Genomic DNA, 17,281 nt, shown 5'->3' with positions numbered 1-17,281 from the left:
ATCTTTGCAAGTAAGCGCTGAGATGTTAGTTATATAGAGACTAAAGCAAAGGAAAACGATAATGCAGATTTCAAGTTCACTAATCCCCCATTGGTCATCATTAATGATCCACGGTGTCATCGCTATCATTTTTGGTATTTGTGGTTGGTTTGCCCCAGAAGCCTCATTAGCGATTTTGATGTTTATTTTCGCCGCTTACTTTTTTGTCGATGGTGCCATTAGAACTTGGTTAGCTATTGCTTCAAAAAATGAAAACCCACTTTGGTGGATGCTATTAGTTGGTGGTCTAATTTCAATTGCAGCTGCACTTGTGACCCTGTTTGCTCCCAACGTAACGGCTATCTTAATGCTGTACTTTATTGCCGCATGGGCTATTGCTATTGGTGTGATTGAGATTGTTATTGCCAGTAAACTACGCAAAGAAATCACTAATGAGTGGCTGTTAATTGGCAGCGGTATTATTTCGATTATCTTTGGTGGATATCTGATATTTAACCCTGGCGCGGGCATAATCACCCTGCTTTGGCTCGTTGCCAGCTACGCCATCGTGTTTGGCATAATGATGGTACTATTAGCACTTAAGCTGAAAAAAATGCAACACTCTCAAATATAAAACAAAAAAGGAGCTGTTTAGCTCCTTTTTTATATCAATCAAATCAGGACTGATTAATCAGCGCTGTTTTCTTCTTGATTGTGTAACTCTAAACTCGCAGACATCGCATTTTCACGCGTTGATTTCGCTGAATCATTACGTAAACGGTCAATGTGGTTCAGGTAGTCTTGGTCGATATCACCAGTGATGTATTGACCATCAAATACTGATGTTTCAAAACGGGTGATTTCTGGATTTTCTTGGCTTACTGCCGAGATTAAGTCATCTAGCGATTGATAGATAAGACCATCTGCACCAATGCTTGCGTTGATATCTTCAACTTCACGGCCATGAGCAATTAGCTCAGCTGCCGATGGCATGTCGATACCATAAACGTTCGGGAAACGAATCTCTGGCGCAGCTGAAGCGAAGTAAACGTTCTTCGCACCTGACTCACGAGCCATCTCAACGATTTGTGCTGACGTTGTACCACGCACAATTGAATCATCAACAAGTAATACGTTTTTACCCTTGAACTCGCGGTCAATGGCATTCAGTTTTTGACGAACTGACTTCTTACGCATTTCTTGGCCTGGCATGATGAACGTACGACCAATGTAGCGATTTTTAACGAAACCTTGGCGGTATGGCAGGTTAAGAGCAGAGGCAATCTCAAGCGCTACATCACATGATGTTTCAGGGATAGGAATGACAACGTCGATGTCTTTATCAGCCCATTCACGTGCAATTTTTTCACCTAACTTAGTTCCCATGTTTACACGTGTTGCATAAACAGACATACGGTCAATCGTTGAATCTGGGCGCGCAAAGTAAACGAACTCAAAGATACACGGTGCGTAAGTTGCTTTTTCAGCACACGATTGTGAGAACAGCTGACCATCTTCAGTTACGTAAATTGCTTCACCTGGTGCAACATCACGAACAAACTCAAAGCCGTCGGTTTTTAAAGCAACGCTTTCTGATGCAAACATGTACTCAGTACCGTTTGCTGTTTCGCGCTTACCAAAAACCAGTGGGCGAATGCCGTTAGGGTCACGAAATGCAACAATACCATGACCAATGATCATCGCAATCGTTGCATAGCCACCTGTTACTTTATTATTAACTTCAGTTACCGCAGTGAAGATATCTTCCGCATCAAGTTTCAGCTTGTTTGATTTACTTAACTCATGCGCCATGATGTTAAGTAAAATTTCAGAGTCAGACGTTGTATTAACATGACGGCGAGCTTCTGAAAATAGTTGCTGCTTTAATGCTTCTGCGTTTGTTAAGTTACCATTGTGCGCAAGTGCGATACCAAATGGCGAGTTAACATAGAAAGGTTGCGCTTCTGACGAGCTAGAAGAACCAGCTGTCGGGTAGCGAACATGGCCAATACCAATTGTACCTTGCAGACGTTTCATATGACGGGTATGAAATACGTCTTTTACTAGGCCATTGGCTTTACGTAAGCTAAACGTGTTGTTTTCAATGGTAATGATGCCAGCTGCATCTTGACCGCGGTGTTGCAAAACAGTTAAGCCGTCATATAACGCCTGATTAACAGGAGAAGTTCCGACTATGCCAACGATACCACACATTAAATTTATCCTCGCCGATTAACGGTTTACAGAATTTAAAAAGCTCGAGTTGTTTTCGAGGTACGAGAAGAACCACTCAACAACAAAGCCAAATTCTGGAATCAAAATAGAGTTGCCCCACCAATGCGTATTAGGTGCACCGGTAAAAGCATCAAGAAAGAAGAGTAACGCGCTTACGACCAACACGCCACGAAGAGCACCAAACACTATGCCGAACACACGGTCTGTGCCAGATAAACCAGTACGTTGTACAAGTTCACCTAAAATATAGTTTAGTAACCCACCCAACAGGAGTGTCGCAAAGAATAATATGGCTATTGCGGCTGCATTTCTTAAAAGGGGTTCTGAAATACTTGTTAGGAAGGATGCTAAATATTGGTAAAACAAGCTAGAGATGATAAATGCGCCAGCCCATACAGCTAATGACATTGCTTCTTTTACAAAGCCACGTATTAAGCCGATGATAGTGGATAGTGCAATAATACCAAGTACGGCGTAATCAACCCAGATCATAAGAACCAACTAGTCGTTAATTTGGGGCGCATTCTATACCCAAACCACCTGTGGATGCAAGAATTCAGCATGAGATAAAACGCATTTAGGCAAGGCATTGATTGTAGGGAATGGTGTCCCCTTGTCAAAATCAATAACGCAGAATAAATGCGTTTTAGCCATGCCCTTCGGGCGCTTCACAGGGCTTCCACTACTGCGTTGTAGCAATTTGAAAGGTACCTACTACTTGAATGCCAAGCCCTGAGTTTTAATCCCTGTAATAGTGCTGAAACTTGGATCCACAGGTAGTTTGGGTATCCTTTGCCAGATCATTTTGTAATTTCAAACTGAGTAACTTTGCCATTTAACTTGGTTAACTGCTTTAACTCAGTAAGCTTACTCTCTAACTCTTTCTTGCTAAGTGAAGGGCCTACAAAGACTTTTGTAAGTGTGCCGTTCGGGGTTTTGACTGGCCGAGTGAAGGTTTTGAAACCATTCGCTTTTAATTTTTCCTGTAGTGATTTCACATTAGGTGCGTGGGAAAAACTCCCCAGCTGAATGACATAAGCCATTTGTGTGAGGTTCTCTTCTGGCTTACGAGTTGGCTCTGGGGTTTTAGCGATTGGCTTTGCTGGTTCTTGCACTACAACTTTTGGCTCAGCTTTGGTAATGACAGGCTCATCTGTTGAGGCTTCAACCATTTTCGGCGCATCATCAATTTGCTGGGTTTCATTAGTAACAAGTTCAGTATCCTTTGCTTGAATATCTTCAACCGAAATTTGCGAAGGTTGCTCCGCTGAAGATACTTTATTATCAATCGCCTCTTGCAAGTCAATGGTAGTGAACTCAGGACGTTCAGGAATTGCTTTAAAGCCTTCTTTATAATGAACCTTTTCACCATCCAAAATGTTTGGGATGAAGACAATAGCCGCCACAACCACAATCGTGGTTCCTACTAAGCGATTAATAAACCCTGCGTTCACCGATTTCCTCTCTATTTTTTAAAGTAATTGATGGCTGCAGCCACAGTTATAAATGAACCAAACACAATCACTAACGTGTTTTCATCGACATTTGGTAATAACGTATCTAGCGCAGTTTCAACACTCGCATAGTGCGTGCTTGGCGCTGTTGATGCGGTTTCGGCTAATGCTTTAGCAAGATTCTCAACCTTGTCTCCACGGAAACAATCTAAGCTTGCTAACGACCACTGATCAACAACATTCGCCATGGCCGACATAGCAGCCACCTTATCTTTATCTGCAAGCATAGCGACTAATGCATGAATTTTAAACCCTTGATCTTTATACACGCTTAATTTGCGTGCCAAATATCGAGCAGATTCAGGATTATGCGCAACATCGGTAAAAATAAGCGGTTGCTCACTTAACTGCTGAAAGCGACCTTCGACAATAAGGTTAGCTAAGCAGTCACGCACTTGTTGCTCGCTTGGCAGTAGGTCAAGTTTTGCTAGTAAGGTCAACGCGGTTGCTGCATTTTGACAAGGGATCGCAGGCTTAGCTAAGCGCCAGTCTTTATCTTGGTACTGCCATTTAAAGCCTTCACTGTCTTCTGTGAATATGAAGTCACGACCTGATAGCACCATATCAGCGTTAATTTCGTTGCCATAATCAGTTACTGTGTGTGGAATGGCTAAATCGCCAACAATAGCAGGCGTATTGGTGCGGAAAATGCCAGCTTTATCGTAACCAACAAGTTCACGGGTATCACCTAGATATTCTTTATGGTCTAAATCTATGGTGGTGATCACACAAGCATGTGGTTTAACGATATTAGTGGCATCGTAACGACCACCAAGGCCGACTTCTAACAGTACATAATCAACGGCGTGACGTTTAAAAATAGCCAGTGCACCTAAGGTACCGTACTCAAAATAAGTTAGTTGCGTGTCAGCACGGCCTTTTTCTAGCATATCAAAAGCATCAACATGGAATTGATCATCAAGCTCTTGGCCATTAATACGTACGCGCTCGTTGTAACGAATAAGATGCGGCGAAGCATAAGTACCCACACTAAAACCCTGTGCAAGTAATAAGCTTTCTAGGCAACGGGCAGTGGTCCCTTTACCGTTAGTGCCTGCAATAAGGATTATTTTGCTTGATGTATCAAGTAAACCTACTTGGTTTGCCACGCGTTCTACGCGCTCTAAACCCATTTCGATATTGGCAGGATGGACATTTTCTAAATAACAAAGCCAATCATCAAGGCTTGATGATTGGCTAGGAAGGATTTCTGTCATAGCGTTTAATCAGTTAAGCTGAAATTTACGCTACTCTATGCTCTTGTTCAGTAGAAGGCAAGTTCATAAATTTCGCTAAGATACGTGCAAGGGTGTCACGCATTTCACGACGGTCAACAATCATGTCGATTGCACCGTGCTCTAGCAAGAATTCACTGCGTTGGAAACCTTCAGGAAGCGTTTCACGTACTGTTTGCTCGATTACGCGAGGACCCGCAAAACCGATAAGCGCTTTAGGTTCAGCAACGTTTACATCACCAAGCATTGCCAGTGATGCAGATACACCACCCATTGTTGGATCAGTTAATACTGAAATAAACGGTAAGCCTTTTTCGCTCATTTTCGCAAGCGCAGCACTTGTTTTAGCCATTTGCATTAATGACATAAGTGCTTCTTGCATACGTGCACCGCCTGATGCAGAGAAACAAATAAGTGGCATGTCGTGCTCTAAACATTGGTCTACAGCTTCAACAAAACGAGCACCTACTACTGACGCCATTGAACCACCCATAAACGAGAACTCAAAAGCAACAGCAGCAACAGGAATGCCTTTTAAACGGCCTTTCATTGCCACAAGTGCGTCTTTTTCGCCGCTTGCTTTTTGTGCTTGGGTAATACGGTCAGAGTATTTTTTAGAATCTTTAAACTTTAATACGTCTTTTGGTTCGTGCTCTGCACCAAGTTCTTGACGATCAGCATCGTCTAAAAAGTTTTCAAGACGTTTACGGCCACTTAAACGCATGTGGTGATCACACTTAGGACACACGTTGAGTGCTTTTTCTAATTCTGCTTTATATAAAATTGAATCACAGTCTGTACACTTAGCCCAAACCCCTTCAGGGATTTCTTTACGACCTGACGATTTAGTCGTTTTAGGTAAGATTTTTTCTAACCAACTCATTTGCAACTCTCTTAATGCTGTTCTGTGTCGCAGTCTGTTTAATTGGAAACACTCACTTGTGTTTCTGATAACAAATAAACAGACAGATTTTTTCAATTAAAACATGAATTACCCGCAGACGATATAAAAAACTGGTCTTAGTAGTAGTCTACTAAAGTCTAACTGTCTGAATCAGGTAAAAACAAAGGCCCTAATGGTGTTTTAGGAATGCCAAAATGTTCTGGGTAATCCACGTCAACTAAGTAAAGGCCAGCAGCTTTCGCTGTCGCACTTGCCTTAGCGCGCTCTTTTAAATCGAGTAATTCTTTTAACCACACGGGTTCATGCTTATGAAGACCAATGTCCATCAAACACCCTGTGATGTTTCGTACCATGTGATGTAAAAACGCATTGGCTTTAATATCAATAATCACATAATCACCTTGGCGTTTTACCGACAGGTGGTGAATAGTACGATTTGCTGTATTTGCTTGGCAATGTAGTGCTCTAAACGAAGTAAAGTCATGCTCGCCTATTAAATACTGACAGGCTTCTTGCATTTTAGTTTCGTCTAATGGGTGATGAAAGTGTGTCACCCCTTCACTCATGATAGCGCCGCGATAGGTGTAATTATAAATCACATAGCGGTAGCGACGAGCTGTAGCACTAAAACGAGCGTGAAAGTCTTCGCTTACAGGCTGGGCAAAGCGAATAGCAATATCTTTTGGCAGTAAGGTATTCATACCCATAGTGAACGCGACCATTTCACGCTCAGCGTGAGTATCAAAATGGATCACTTGCCCGGTGCCATGTACACCCGCATCGGTGCGGCCTGCACAAACAATTTCGACTGGATGATTACAAATACGCGACAACGCCGTTTCTACTTCTTGTTGTACGCTATTGACGTGTGATTGACGTTGCCAACCACTGTAACGCGCGCCGTTGTATTCTACTCCAAGTGCTACTCGCATAATGCTCTATTTACCTACTGTACTAAATGACGGGGCATTTTATGCGATCTACGAGCTCAATAAAAGCCACTCGAGTAGATCACATTGTTCTGTTACTCAGATATCACACCAATTCCTTAAGTATTATTGCGAGCTGGTATTAATCTTCTTCGATGTTATCGAGGCCCTTAGTGCCATCTTTAGCACGAAGCTTATGATGGATTGCTGACTTAATCAGCATATAGCCGCTAATAGGCGCGGTGATCAGTAAGAAAATTGAAATGAGAATTTCTTTTACGCTCATCCCTTCATTGGTATAGCTAAAATACACCATCGCAGCAATCAATAACGATGCCATTCCTAGGGTTGTTGCTTTAGTTGGACCGTGTAAACGCATAAAAAAATCAGGCATTTTCACAAGGCCTATTGAGCCTATTAGAATAAAGCAACCACCAATTAATAGTAAGATTGATACAATCCATTCACTCATCATTTGCTACCCTATTCAATAATATCGCCACGTAGCAAATACTTACATACAGCTACCGTGCTAACAAAGCCAAGCATAGCGATTAATAATGCGGCTTCAAAATATAAATCTGTTCCCATGCTCATGCCATACAGAATAATTAAAGCGATGGTGTTAATAAACATAGTGTCTAAAGCCAAAATACGATCAGGTACCGACGGCCCTACAATTAACCGCCACACGTTTAATAATAAAGATATAGCTATCATGGCGTAAACTATTAAAAAAACGGTATCTAGCATCGAAAAATCTCCTTAAGCGGTGCTTCATAGCGCTGCTTAATCGTTTTAATTAACGCTTGTTCATCAGCTAAATCGAGCACATGGATTAATAAATAGCGCTGCTCAATCTCTGCCCCCTCTTCGAGGGACTCAGGAATAGGGTAAACCTCTGCGCTCACAGTACCCGGCGTTAACGACACTGTACTTGCCAAAATAGTAATTGGCATTTCGTGGCTTAAATCCAAAGGCACTTTTATAAAACCTGGGCGCAATTTTTTAGTGGGCCCGAGAATCAACAGTGCCACTTGTAAATTGGCAGTCACAATATCATAAAGCACCAACAATAAGTGCCTAAACGCAAGACCCGGCCTTACAATTAGCGGCTGAGGATCACGAAATGGGAAAGTAATCCACGGAATGGTAATTGCGAAAAATGCAGCTAAAAACAGGTGTCCAGGCGACACACTGTTATTTAACAACAGCCATACAATAAATAATAAAACACTGCGAAATGGTGTTGGCAACCAACGAAAGCGAGCTTCTAAACGCATCAATGGCCTCCTTGTAATACAGTGTTGATGCTAGTGTTGATATCAAACAACTGCTCTGATGTTGCTAGCATATAGTCTGAAATAGGTCCTGCAAATACAACCATTAAAGGTGAACATGCAAGTAGCGCAACTACTGAAATCACTTTAAGAGGATGTGCTTTGGTGCCTTCAATTGCTTCACTGTCTTTATGAGTATGATCCCAGAATAAGCTTGTACCAGCGCGTGAAACCGCCACTAATAACGCCAAACTAGATACTAGGTAAATTGGCCAAAACAACATGGCTTTTTCACTATCTAGCGTGCTCTTTAAAATCCATACTTTACCTACAAAGCCAGATAACGGCGGCATACCAACAACGGCAAGAGCAGCAACTATGAAACAAGCACCAAGCAAGTATGGCTGTGCAACGGCACGACCTGCTACTAATCGGTCGGCAACTTTACCGCGTTGTTGAGCAATTAAATCTGCAATTAAAAATAGTGCTGCGCAAATAATAGTTGAATGCACTAAGTAGTAAAGTAATGCAGCTGTTGCAGAGACATTTTGAATCGCAACCAATGCCACTAAAGTACCTACAGATACAACAACCAGATTCGCAACAAGCTTTCTAAGGTCTTGACTCGCTAATACACCAATACCACCCATAACTATGGTCGCTAGTGCTAAGCCCCATAACCAAGGTTGTGCCATGTGAGCAAGCTCGCCAGCATTATCACCAAATATTACGGTATACACACGTAGCATGGCATAAACACCTACCTTGGTCATAATCGCAAATAATGCAGCCACCAATGGCATTGCACTTGCGTAGGTATTCGGTAACCATAAATGCAATGGTAATAACGCGCCTTTTAAAGCAAATACCACAATTAATAACAAACCACCAATTTTAGCGAGGTAAACATCGTCACCCGTCAATTGCGGGACTTTTTGCGCTAAATCAGCAATATTCAATGTGCCTAGTACACCATAAAGTACACCTAGCGCAATCAAGAACACACTTGAACCAATTAAGTTTAAAATCACATATTGCAGTGCAGCACGTGTACTGTGTTTGTTACCTGCATGCATCAATAATGAGTATGAGGCAATTAACAAGACTTCAAAGAATACGAATAAGTTAAACACATCGCCAGTTAAAAAGGCACCATTAACACCTAACACTAAAAAGTGCACTAATGGGTGGAAAAAGCTCCCTTTTTTATCATCACCTGCACAGCTATAGAGCACTACAACCGCACCAAGGAAACTGGTAAGTAACACCAGTAGTGTTGCTAGTCTATCGGCAACCAGCACAATACCAAATGGTGCAGACCAGTCACCGATTGCGTAAACAAGCGGTGCTGTACTATTAACGTGGTATAATAAGTAAGCACTTACTGATAATGTGACAATCGACAAAATAACCGACGAAACACGACGGATATGTAAGTTTTTACCACATGGCGGCATGAGTAAAATAACACCTGCCAACATCGGAATTAGAATCGGTAAAGAAGCTAAATGCTGAATCATTTTTGCTCCTTCGATGATTTAACAAGGTGACCATCAACATGGTCATTACCCAAATCTGCACGACCACGAATCGCTAAAATAACCACAAAAGCGGTCATCGCAAAGCCAATTACAATTGCTGTTAAAACCAGCGCTTGAGGGAGTGGGTCGGCATACTCACTGCCTGTACCAAGTACAGCCGCTTTGTTAATTGTTAAGCGACCTGAAGAGAATAAAAACAGGTTAACTGCATACGACAACATAGTCAGGCCGAGTACCACAGGGAAAGTACGAGCCCGCAATATTAAGTAAATTCCGCATGCAACCAGCACGCCGACGCACGATGCGTACAATACTTCCATTAAATATTTACCTCTTGCTTGGGTGTATCAGCAGTTAATTTACCTAAACTTGCTAAAATCATCAGCGTTGCACCTACAACAGTTAAATACACACCTAAATCAAATACGATAGCACTAGCAAGTTCTGTTTTGCCGACTAACGGAATATCAAAATAATCAAACCAGGTTGTTAGGAATGGACGTTCGAAGAACCAACTTCCAATACCTGTGAACAATGCAATAGCAATACCTGACGCAATAATCTTACGATAATTCACGTCAAATCTGTCTGCAATCCAATGCGAACCATTGGCCATATATTGCAAAATAAATGCAATCGCGGTAACGAGTCCTGCAATAAAGCCACCACCTGGTAAGTTATGGCCACGTAAGAAAATATACGCAGACACAAGTAATGCAAGTGGTAACAAGCTTTGTGAAATACTCGAGAGTAGAATTGGGTAACGCTCTCTTGCCCATGGGCGCCCTTCGCTATCACTTGCTGGCATAAACAGCGGCAAGTTAATAAGCAGTTTATAAATACCTAATGCAGCAATACCCAATACGGTAATTTCACCTAGGGTATCAAACCCCCTAAAGTCAACGAGGATAACGTTTACAACGTTAGTACCACCACCGCCAGTTTTTGCATTGGCAACAAAGAAGTCAGAAATTGACTCAAGTGGTCTTGTCAGAAGCGCATAACAAATACTTGCCACAACCACACCAATGGCCGATGAGATACCCAAGTCACGCAGAATACGCAGTGAGCTCGATTCTTTCGGAGTACGCTGCGGTAAAAAGAACAGTGCAAGCATCAGTAGCATCACGGTGACAACTTCAACCGTTAACTGAGTCAGTGCTAAATCTGGCGCAGAGAATCGAGTGAAAGCAACAGATACCATCAGGCCTACAATTGAAATCATAATCAAAGATATCATTCGTGAGCGGTGCCAAATAACCGTTGCCAACGCACCAATTATTAGTAAGCCTGCACCTATTGCATTATGGAAATCGATTGGGGTTAACTCGCTTGCTCCTGCTAACTGGCGCATTTCAAATAAAGGCCAACCCGCACACATGAGCACCACCGCAATCATCACAAAGGCATAACGCTGTAAGGAGCCATTTTCGATACGTTTAATCTTTTCTTGTGACCACTTAATCAAGCTATATAAGCCACGCTCAAAGCCTTTTTTAGCATTCAAAGTTGGTAATGACGCTTGGAAGTGGAACAGGTGCTTACGCTGCACATAAATCATCACACCAACGCTTGTTGCAATAAAACTCATTAACAGAGGTAAGTTAAAGCCATGCCATACTGATAGCTTATAATCCGGGGCTACATTACCAAGCACTGCGAAAGATGCCGAAGCTAAAATATCGCTTACTGCAAAGTGCGGGAACATACCAACGAGTAAACACAGCACAACCAAAATTTCGATTGGTACACGCATATAGCGTGGTGGCTCATGGGGCTGTTTTGGCAAATCAATTGGGTCGCCATTGAAAAACACGTCATGAATAAAGCGCGCTGAATACGCCACAGATAGTGCACCAGCAATCGTTGCTAACACTGGAATTAACCACGACATAGAGCCAAGCACTTGTTGATGTAGTGTTTCGGCAAAGAACATTTCTTTCGACAAGAAACCATTTAACAGTGGCACGCCCGCCATGGCTGCAGCTGCCACCATAGCAAGTGTGGCGGTATACGGCATAAATCGCCACATACCATTAAGTTTACGCATATCACGGGTGCCAGTTTCATGATCAATGATACCCGTTGCCATAAATAACGACGCTTTAAACGTAGCGTGGTTAATAATGTGGAAAATAGCAGCCACTGTAGCAAGCTCAGTGTCTAAACCTAAGAGTAATGTAATTAAACCTAAATGGCTGATTGTTGAATAAGCCAACAAGCCTTTTAAATCATGCTTAAACAACGCGATATAAGCGCCAACCAATAAAGTCGCCAGACCCGTCATCGCCACTAAGATAAACCAAGTATCTGTGCCTGATAGCGCTGGATAAAAACGCGCTAATAAAAAGATACCCGCTTTAACCATGGTTGCAGAGTGTAAGTAGGCACTGACTGGTGTCGGTGCCGCCATCGCATGTGGTAACCAGAAATGAAATGGAAATTGCGCAGATTTGGTAAAAGCACCTAATAGCACTAATACCAGCGCAACTTCATAGAGTTCATGAGATTGAATAAGCGCTTTGCTTGCTAAAATAACGTCAAGATTATAACTACCAACAATATCACCAATAAGTAATAAACCAGCTAGTAATGCAAGACCACCGGCACCGGTAATAGCAAGCGCCATGCGCGCGCCTTTTCGAGCTTCTGATTTATGCCACCAATAACTGATCAATAAAAAAGAGCTAATACTGGTAAGCTCCCAAAAAAACCAAAGCTGAATCACATTGTTTGACATCACGATGCCAACCATTGCGGTCATAAATAGCATTAAATAGCAGTATAGCTTTGGCATTGAGTCGCTATTACTCAAGTAATAACGCGCATAAAAAATCACTAGGGTACCTATACCCAAGATCATATACAGAAAGAGTAACGTTAAACCATCAAGTCGAAACGAAACTTGCATGTTTAAAAGCGGGATCCACTCAGCAGTGTAGCGAATTATTTCACCAGAAAAGACTGCAGGGGTATACGAAAATACAATTCCAAGGGCAATCAAAGGCGCTAACATGGTCAAAGCAGTGCTTTGGTTACGTGTTAGTTTTGAAGTGCAGGATGAAATAACACTGCCGATTAAGGATAACAGGGGTATCCAGAGCAAAGTCATAATTAGGAGCCTTTTAGTGTCATAAGAATATCAATACCGCTCTAGTTTTAATTAGTTGCGTACTGTTCATTTGGATGGTTAAAAGTTGGCTTCAAAAAAAGCTTACAATGCGTATAGTTATACTGATCAGGTGCTATTTTGTCTATAGGAGACACTCCTATTTGCACAATATTTAACCGCTTTGCATACTAAAATAGCAATAAATAGTCGATTAGTCAGAAAAATTCTGCTCTTTGGAAGCTGTTGTAAACACTGGCTTTAAGCCTAAAAAGGCAAAATATTCAGAAAACCGAACCGGCTTTGTTAAGGGCTGGTTAATTTGTTTTTGCCAAAGCGCTCTGTATTGCTCAGATAACCCCATAGTTTGGTACTGCATAATCGACCAATTAGGGCTAGGTTTATAGGCTTTTTCATTGTCGCAAGCGACACTCTTTTGCCAGCTTTTTGGTGGAAGAACGCCATTTGCGATAAATAAATTTGGAGCGACTAACCCTTGCTGCTTGCACAGCCACTGCTGTTTTTTCTCTGCTAAAGCATATTCATCTTCAAAACCACTAAAGTGCATTAATTCATGTAAAAACACTGCATAAGGTTGCGATGAGTTAATATGCATAATACCGCCTTGAACATTTGCTGCCCCTTGATTCGACATCATCACAATAAAGTCAAAACCTTCAGGCCATTTTTGCTCTGCAGCATTTTGCCAATTACAACTAAGCGCCCCACCACTTGCATCACACTTAAATTTATCGGCTACATAAACAACCTCAGTGAAGCAAAAGCTGTCTTTGGCGGGCTCAGGAGCTTTGCTGTATTGCTGCTTATACTGATTTAAAGCCTGAATCCCTTTGTAGTGATCTGTCATCATTAAAACATTAAATTTGCACTGGCTGCTTGCTTGTAAAGTCGCTGTTGATAAAGCAAATTGCTGTTGCTGAGCATAAGCAGGGGCAATTTGAGCTACCGGCATTTGTTGTTGCAATAGCCAAGCTTGCTTAGCATCCCCCTCGGGTAACTTGCCAGCTTGGCCTAAACCGCTTATATCGTGCCACTGTTGCGTTTGGACTAGCTGATCCGCTAAGGCTTGCTGCTGCAATAAAGTAAATTCAGCAAAGTAAGGCTGCCACCATAATTTTGCTGCAGTGTAGTCTTGTTGCTGCAAAAACCTAAGCGCAAGCTGATACACGGCATTGCTATCATCGAGCTTTGCCAGCTGGCGAAGTTGCGAGTTACTCAACACTAAATGCTGCAAATTAATAGCACTCGGCGCTAAATGATAGATAGCTGTCACTTGTGAAGGGCTGGTATTTGCGTAATAAAAATAAGCGGGAATAAAACGAGACACTGAGCTTGAAACAAGACCCAAGCTCAGTAATAGAATCACAATTAAAGAAACCTTAGCTTGCGTTTTCACCAGCCATTAACTCAAGCTCTAAACGGGCATATTTGTATTCAACAAATTCATGTACATTGGTGGCAAGGGCAAGCCTAAAATAGTCAGCAGCAAGGTAGTTATCACCAGCTGCTTGATGCATTTTAGCTAAATAGAAATAAGCTTCACATAAGCGATGTGCATACTCTTGCTCTGAAGTAACGCCTTCAATAATGCCAGATAAAAATTCAAACTCACTAATGTCACCTAAGTAAAGTGCCAAGAGTTGGTAACCCCATTGTGACTCATCTACACCTTGTGAGTTAGCTTTTAAATCAATTAAGGCTTGCTTTTTATCAGCTTCTGATTGCGCTAAATAAAGCCATAACACACGATAAGGATCGCTGGGTGAACGATTTAAAAACTGTTGTAAATCATCTTGTGCAAGTAATGGGCGCTCACCATAGTAAAGTGCAATCCCACGATTTAAATAGGCGTACTCATGCTGCTCATTAAGCTCAAGTGCAGAATCAAAAAATTCGTAGGCTTGTTCATACTGCTGCATCAGTGTGTGGTGAATACCTAAAAAGTTATATACCTCAGCCAAATCTGGTTTGAGCTTAATCGCACGGTTAAAGTCTATTCGCGCTAACGTCGACATACCTAAGCTGTCAAATAACACGCCGCGATCGTAATAAAGCTTAGCCTGTTGCTCAGCACTTAAATCTGCGCGGTTTAACAACTCAGAGTAACGAGCAATCGTAATTTCATTACGAAAATCAGGCGCCAATGGTGCGGTAAAAGGCACATTAACAATAGGGACTGACTCAGATTGTGTGGTGGTTTGGCATGCACTTAAAGAAAAAATAGCCACAGCGGTCAATGCTAAGTGTTTAAAAATCATTAAATTCCTTAATACCTGAATTCTCTGTAGACAAAATCGAAGCGGATAGGTTTCATTAAAGCATAAAAAAAGGGGCTAAACAGCCCCTTTTTCTTATATCCAGCAAATAACTGGTTATTCAATCATCATTAAGCGTCTTTAGACTCTTCTGCTTTTTCTTCAGCAGCTGATTCCATAGCTTCTTTGATGCTTAGACGTACACGACCTTGGCGATCTACTTCAAGAACTTTAACTTTAACTTCTTGGCCTTCGCTCAGGTGGTCAGTCACGTTGTTAACACGCTCAGTGCTGATTTGTGAAATGTGCACTAGACCATCTTTACCTGGAAGAATATTAACGAACGCACCAAAATCAACGATACGAACAACTTTACCAGTGTAGATAGTACCTACTTCTAGCTCAGCAGTTAATTGCTCGATACGCTTAATAGCATCGTTAGCGCTGATGCCATCAGTTGCTGCGATCTTGATTGTACCGTCATCTTCGATTTCAATCGTAGTACCAGTTTCTTCTGTAAGTTGACGGATAGTTGCGCCACCTTTACCGATAACTTCAGCAATTTTCTTCGCAGGGATTTGCATTGTGTAAATGCGTGGCGCGAACTGAGATAACTCTTCAGAAGGTGCTGAAATCGCTTCGTCCATAACACCTAAGATGTGTAAACGTGCTGCTTTCGCCTGTTTAAGAGCGATTTGCATGATTTCTTTAGTGATACCTTCGATCTTGATATCCATTTGTAATGCAGTGATACCATTAGAAGTACCCGCTACTTTAAAGTCCATGTCACCTAAGTGATCTTCATCACCTAAGATGTCAGAAAGAACAACGAAATCTTCGCCTTCTTTAACTAGACCCATCGCAATACCAGCAACAGATGCTTTAATTGGTACACCAGCATTCATAAGAGCTAATGACGTACCACATACTGATGCCATAGACGATGAACCATTTGATTCAGTGATTTCTGAAACAACACGGATTGAGTATGGGAAGTCAGTTAACGTTGGTAATACAGCTGCAATACCACGCTTAGCTAAGTTACCGTGACCGATCTCACGACGCTTAGGTGAGCCAACAAAACCAGTTTCACCTACGCAGAACGGAGGGAAGTTATAGTGCAGCATAAAGTGGTTTTTGTTAGTACCAGTTAAATCATCGATTAACTGTGAATCACGCTCTGTACCAAGTGTTGCAGTAACAAGTGCTTGCGTCTCACCACGAGTAAAGATTGCAGAACCGTGAGTACGAGGTAAAACCCCTGTCATTACGTCTAGTGCACGGATCATATCTGGTTCACGACCATCGATACGCTTCTCACCTGCGATGATACGGCCACGAACGATTTCTTTTTCTAAAGAACCAAATAGTTTACCAACTTCTTGTGTATCTAGCTCTTCGCCTTCAGCAAGCTCTGCAGTTAAAGTAGCAACAACTTCTTCTTTCGCTACACCTAGTGCTTCTTTACGCGCTACTTTGTCAGTGATGCGGTATGCTTCACCTACTTTTTCAGCAGCGATTGCAGAGATTTTCTCAGCAAGTGTTACGTTTTTCTCTGGTGCAGTCCAATCCCAAGCTGGTTTACCTGCTTCAGCTTTGAATTCGTTGATTGCGTTGATGATAGCTTGAGATTGCTCATGACCATAAACAACCGCACCTAACATTACTTCTTCAGATAGTGTTTCAGCTTCTGATTCAACCATAAGTACTGCGTTATCAGTACCTGCAACAACTAGGTCTAATTGGCTCTCTTCAAGCTCAGCTAGTGTTGGGTTAAGTACATATTCGCCGTTGATGAAACCAACGCGTGATGCACCGATAGGACCATTGAATGGGATACCAGAGATAGCAAGAGCTGCTGAAGTACCAATCATAGCAACCATGTCAGGTTGGATTTCTGGATTAACAGAAACAACTGTCGCAATTACTTGTACTTCGTTTACGAAACCGTCTGGGAAAAGTGGACGGATTGGACGGTCGATTAAACGAGCGATAAGCGTTTCGCCATCGTTAGGACGACCTTCACGCTTAAGGAAACCACCAGGGATACGACCCGCAGCGTACATACGCTCTTGGTAGTTAACTGTTAGTGGAAAGAAGTCTTGACCTGGTTGTGCATCGCGCTTGCCTACAACAGTAACTAATACTGAAGTATCGCCAATGCTTGCTAGTACTGCGCCGTCAGCTTGACGAGCGATAGCACCAGTTTCTAGAGTCACAGTGTGTTGACCTAGTTGAAATTCTTTAATAATTGCTTGCACTTAAAAATATCCTTTAAA

The 17,281-nt window shown here is 42.1% G+C and carries 16 protein-coding genes; 1 reads left to right on the top strand and 15 read right to left on the bottom strand.

The window, feature by feature from the left end; translation table 11 throughout:
- Nucleotides 1-61: 61 nt before the first annotated feature.
- A complete protein-coding gene (locus tag QUE86_RS13000; RefSeq protein ID WP_130051962.1) occupies nt 62-613 on the top strand; it encodes an HdeD family acid-resistance protein in 552 nt (183 codons plus the stop codon).
- Nucleotides 614-666: 53 nt separating this feature from the next.
- On the opposite strand, the gene purF is transcribed toward QUE86_RS13000, so the two are convergent.
- The 15 genes from purF to pnp all read right to left on the bottom strand — a co-directional run bounded on the left by purF (nt 667) and on the right by pnp (nt 17,263).
- Nucleotides 667-2,193: an amidophosphoribosyltransferase gene (gene purF / locus QUE86_RS12995; RefSeq protein WP_130051963.1), complete on the bottom strand. Its 1,527-nt coding sequence runs from the start codon at nt 2,191-2,193 to the stop codon at nt 667-669.
- Between the two features lie 18 nt (nt 2,194-2,211).
- On the bottom strand, nt 2,212-2,706 hold the full coding sequence (locus QUE86_RS12990) for a CvpA family protein (protein ID WP_130051964.1): 495 nt from the start codon (nt 2,704-2,706) through the stop codon (nt 2,212-2,214).
- Nucleotides 2,707-3,014: 308 nt separating this feature from the next.
- Entirely contained in the window at nt 3,015-3,668 is a 654-nt protein-coding gene (locus QUE86_RS12985) for an SPOR domain-containing protein (RefSeq protein ID WP_286257696.1), read from the bottom strand.
- Between the two features lie 11 nt (nt 3,669-3,679).
- Nucleotides 3,680-4,945 carry a bifunctional tetrahydrofolate synthase/dihydrofolate synthase gene (gene folC, locus QUE86_RS12980; protein ID WP_130051966.1) on the bottom strand — a complete coding sequence of 422 codons (1,266 nt, stop codon included), beginning with the start codon at nt 4,943-4,945 and terminating at the stop codon, nt 3,680-3,682.
- A gap of 25 nt (nt 4,946-4,970) precedes the next feature.
- A complete protein-coding gene (gene accD, locus QUE86_RS12975) occupies nt 4,971-5,846 on the bottom strand; it encodes an acetyl-CoA carboxylase, carboxyltransferase subunit beta (protein WP_130051967.1) in 876 nt (291 codons plus the stop codon).
- 158 nt (nt 5,847-6,004) lie between these two features.
- Entirely contained in the window at nt 6,005-6,799 is a 795-nt protein-coding gene (gene truA, locus QUE86_RS12970) for a tRNA pseudouridine(38-40) synthase TruA (RefSeq protein ID WP_130051968.1), read from the bottom strand.
- A 139-nt stretch (nt 6,800-6,938) separates the two neighbouring features.
- Nucleotides 6,939-7,271: a Na+/H+ antiporter subunit G gene (locus tag QUE86_RS12965; RefSeq protein WP_130051969.1), complete on the bottom strand. Its 333-nt coding sequence runs from the start codon at nt 7,269-7,271 to the stop codon at nt 6,939-6,941.
- An 8-nt stretch (nt 7,272-7,279) separates the two neighbouring features.
- On the bottom strand, nt 7,280-7,549 hold the full coding sequence (locus tag QUE86_RS12960) for a K+/H+ antiporter subunit F (protein WP_130051970.1): 270 nt from the start codon (nt 7,547-7,549) through the stop codon (nt 7,280-7,282).
- Nucleotides 7,543-8,079 (bottom strand): Na+/H+ antiporter subunit E, encoded by a 537-nt coding sequence (locus QUE86_RS12955; protein ID WP_130051971.1) that lies wholly within the window; start codon nt 8,077-8,079, stop codon nt 7,543-7,545. Before QUE86_RS12955 ends, QUE86_RS12960 begins: the two co-directional genes overlap by 7 nt.
- Complete coding sequence (locus QUE86_RS12950) at nt 8,079-9,596, bottom strand: monovalent cation/H+ antiporter subunit D (protein WP_130051972.1); 1,518 nt, start codon at nt 9,594-9,596, stop codon at nt 8,079-8,081. The genes QUE86_RS12955 and QUE86_RS12950 overlap by 1 nt, the downstream gene beginning before the upstream one ends.
- On the bottom strand, nt 9,593-9,937 hold the full coding sequence (locus QUE86_RS12945; protein WP_054553167.1) for a Na+/H+ antiporter subunit C: 345 nt from the start codon (nt 9,935-9,937) through the stop codon (nt 9,593-9,595). Before QUE86_RS12945 ends, QUE86_RS12950 begins: the two co-directional genes overlap by 4 nt.
- A complete protein-coding gene (locus QUE86_RS12940) occupies nt 9,937-12,729 on the bottom strand; it encodes a monovalent cation/H+ antiporter subunit A (protein ID WP_286257685.1) in 2,793 nt (930 codons plus the stop codon). Before QUE86_RS12940 ends, QUE86_RS12945 begins: the two co-directional genes overlap by 1 nt.
- A gap of 211 nt (nt 12,730-12,940) precedes the next feature.
- On the bottom strand, nt 12,941-14,113 hold the full coding sequence (locus QUE86_RS12935; RefSeq protein WP_286257683.1) for a hypothetical protein: 1,173 nt from the start codon (nt 14,111-14,113) through the stop codon (nt 12,941-12,943).
- Between the two features lie 13 nt (nt 14,114-14,126).
- Nucleotides 14,127-15,005 (bottom strand): lipoprotein NlpI, encoded by an 879-nt coding sequence (nlpI, locus tag QUE86_RS12930; RefSeq protein WP_130051975.1) that lies wholly within the window; start codon nt 15,003-15,005, stop codon nt 14,127-14,129.
- Nucleotides 15,006-15,133: 128 nt separating this feature from the next.
- The gene (pnp, locus tag QUE86_RS12925) at nt 15,134-17,263 is read right to left on the bottom strand and encodes a polyribonucleotide nucleotidyltransferase (protein ID WP_130051976.1); all 2,130 of its coding nucleotides are present in this window, start codon (nt 17,261-17,263) and stop codon (nt 15,134-15,136) included.
- Between the last annotated feature and the right edge of the window lie 18 nt (nt 17,264-17,281).

The organism is Pseudoalteromonas apostichopi (assembly GCF_030297135.1).
Taxonomy (GTDB): domain Bacteria; phylum Pseudomonadota; class Gammaproteobacteria; order Enterobacterales; family Alteromonadaceae; genus Pseudoalteromonas; species Pseudoalteromonas apostichopi.
Note: the sequence above shows the minus strand (reverse complement) of the source record. Positions and strands in the feature narration are given on the sequence as shown.

Excerpts from the sequence above, each read along its gene's own strand:
- QUE86_RS12990 (WP_130051964.1), bottom strand. The coding sequence starts at position 2,706 with ATGATCTGGGTTGATTACGCCGTACTTGGTATTATTGCACTATCCACT.
- purF (WP_130051963.1), bottom strand. The coding sequence starts at position 2,193 with ATGTGTGGTATCGTTGGCATAGTCGGAACTTCTCCTGTTAATCAGGCG.
- QUE86_RS12965 (WP_130051969.1), bottom strand. The coding sequence starts at position 7,271 with ATGATGAGTGAATGGATTGTATCAATCTTACTATTAATTGGTGGTTGC.
- QUE86_RS12940 (WP_286257685.1), bottom strand. The coding sequence starts at position 12,729 with ATGACTTTGCTCTGGATACCCCTGTTATCCTTAATCGGCAGTGTTATT.
- QUE86_RS12960 (WP_130051970.1), bottom strand. The coding sequence starts at position 7,549 with ATGCTAGATACCGTTTTTTTAATAGTTTACGCCATGATAGCTATATCT.
- QUE86_RS12955 (WP_130051971.1), bottom strand. The coding sequence starts at position 8,079 with ATGCGTTTAGAAGCTCGCTTTCGTTGGTTGCCAACACCATTTCGCAGT.
- QUE86_RS12950 (WP_130051972.1), bottom strand. The coding sequence starts at position 9,596 with ATGATTCAGCATTTAGCTTCTTTACCGATTCTAATTCCGATGTTGGCA.
- QUE86_RS12945 (WP_054553167.1), bottom strand. The coding sequence starts at position 9,937 with ATGGAAGTATTGTACGCATCGTGCGTCGGCGTGCTGGTTGCATGCGGA.
- truA (WP_130051968.1), bottom strand. The coding sequence starts at position 6,799 with ATGCGAGTAGCACTTGGAGTAGAATACAACGGCGCGCGTTACAGTGGT.
- folC (WP_130051966.1), bottom strand. The coding sequence starts at position 4,945 with ATGACAGAAATCCTTCCTAGCCAATCATCAAGCCTTGATGATTGGCTT.
- nlpI (WP_130051975.1), bottom strand. The coding sequence starts at position 15,005 with ATGATTTTTAAACACTTAGCATTGACCGCTGTGGCTATTTTTTCTTTA.
- QUE86_RS13000 (WP_130051962.1), top strand. The coding sequence starts at position 62 with ATGCAGATTTCAAGTTCACTAATCCCCCATTGGTCATCATTAATGATC.
- accD (WP_130051967.1), bottom strand. The coding sequence starts at position 5,846 with ATGAGTTGGTTAGAAAAAATCTTACCTAAAACGACTAAATCGTCAGGT.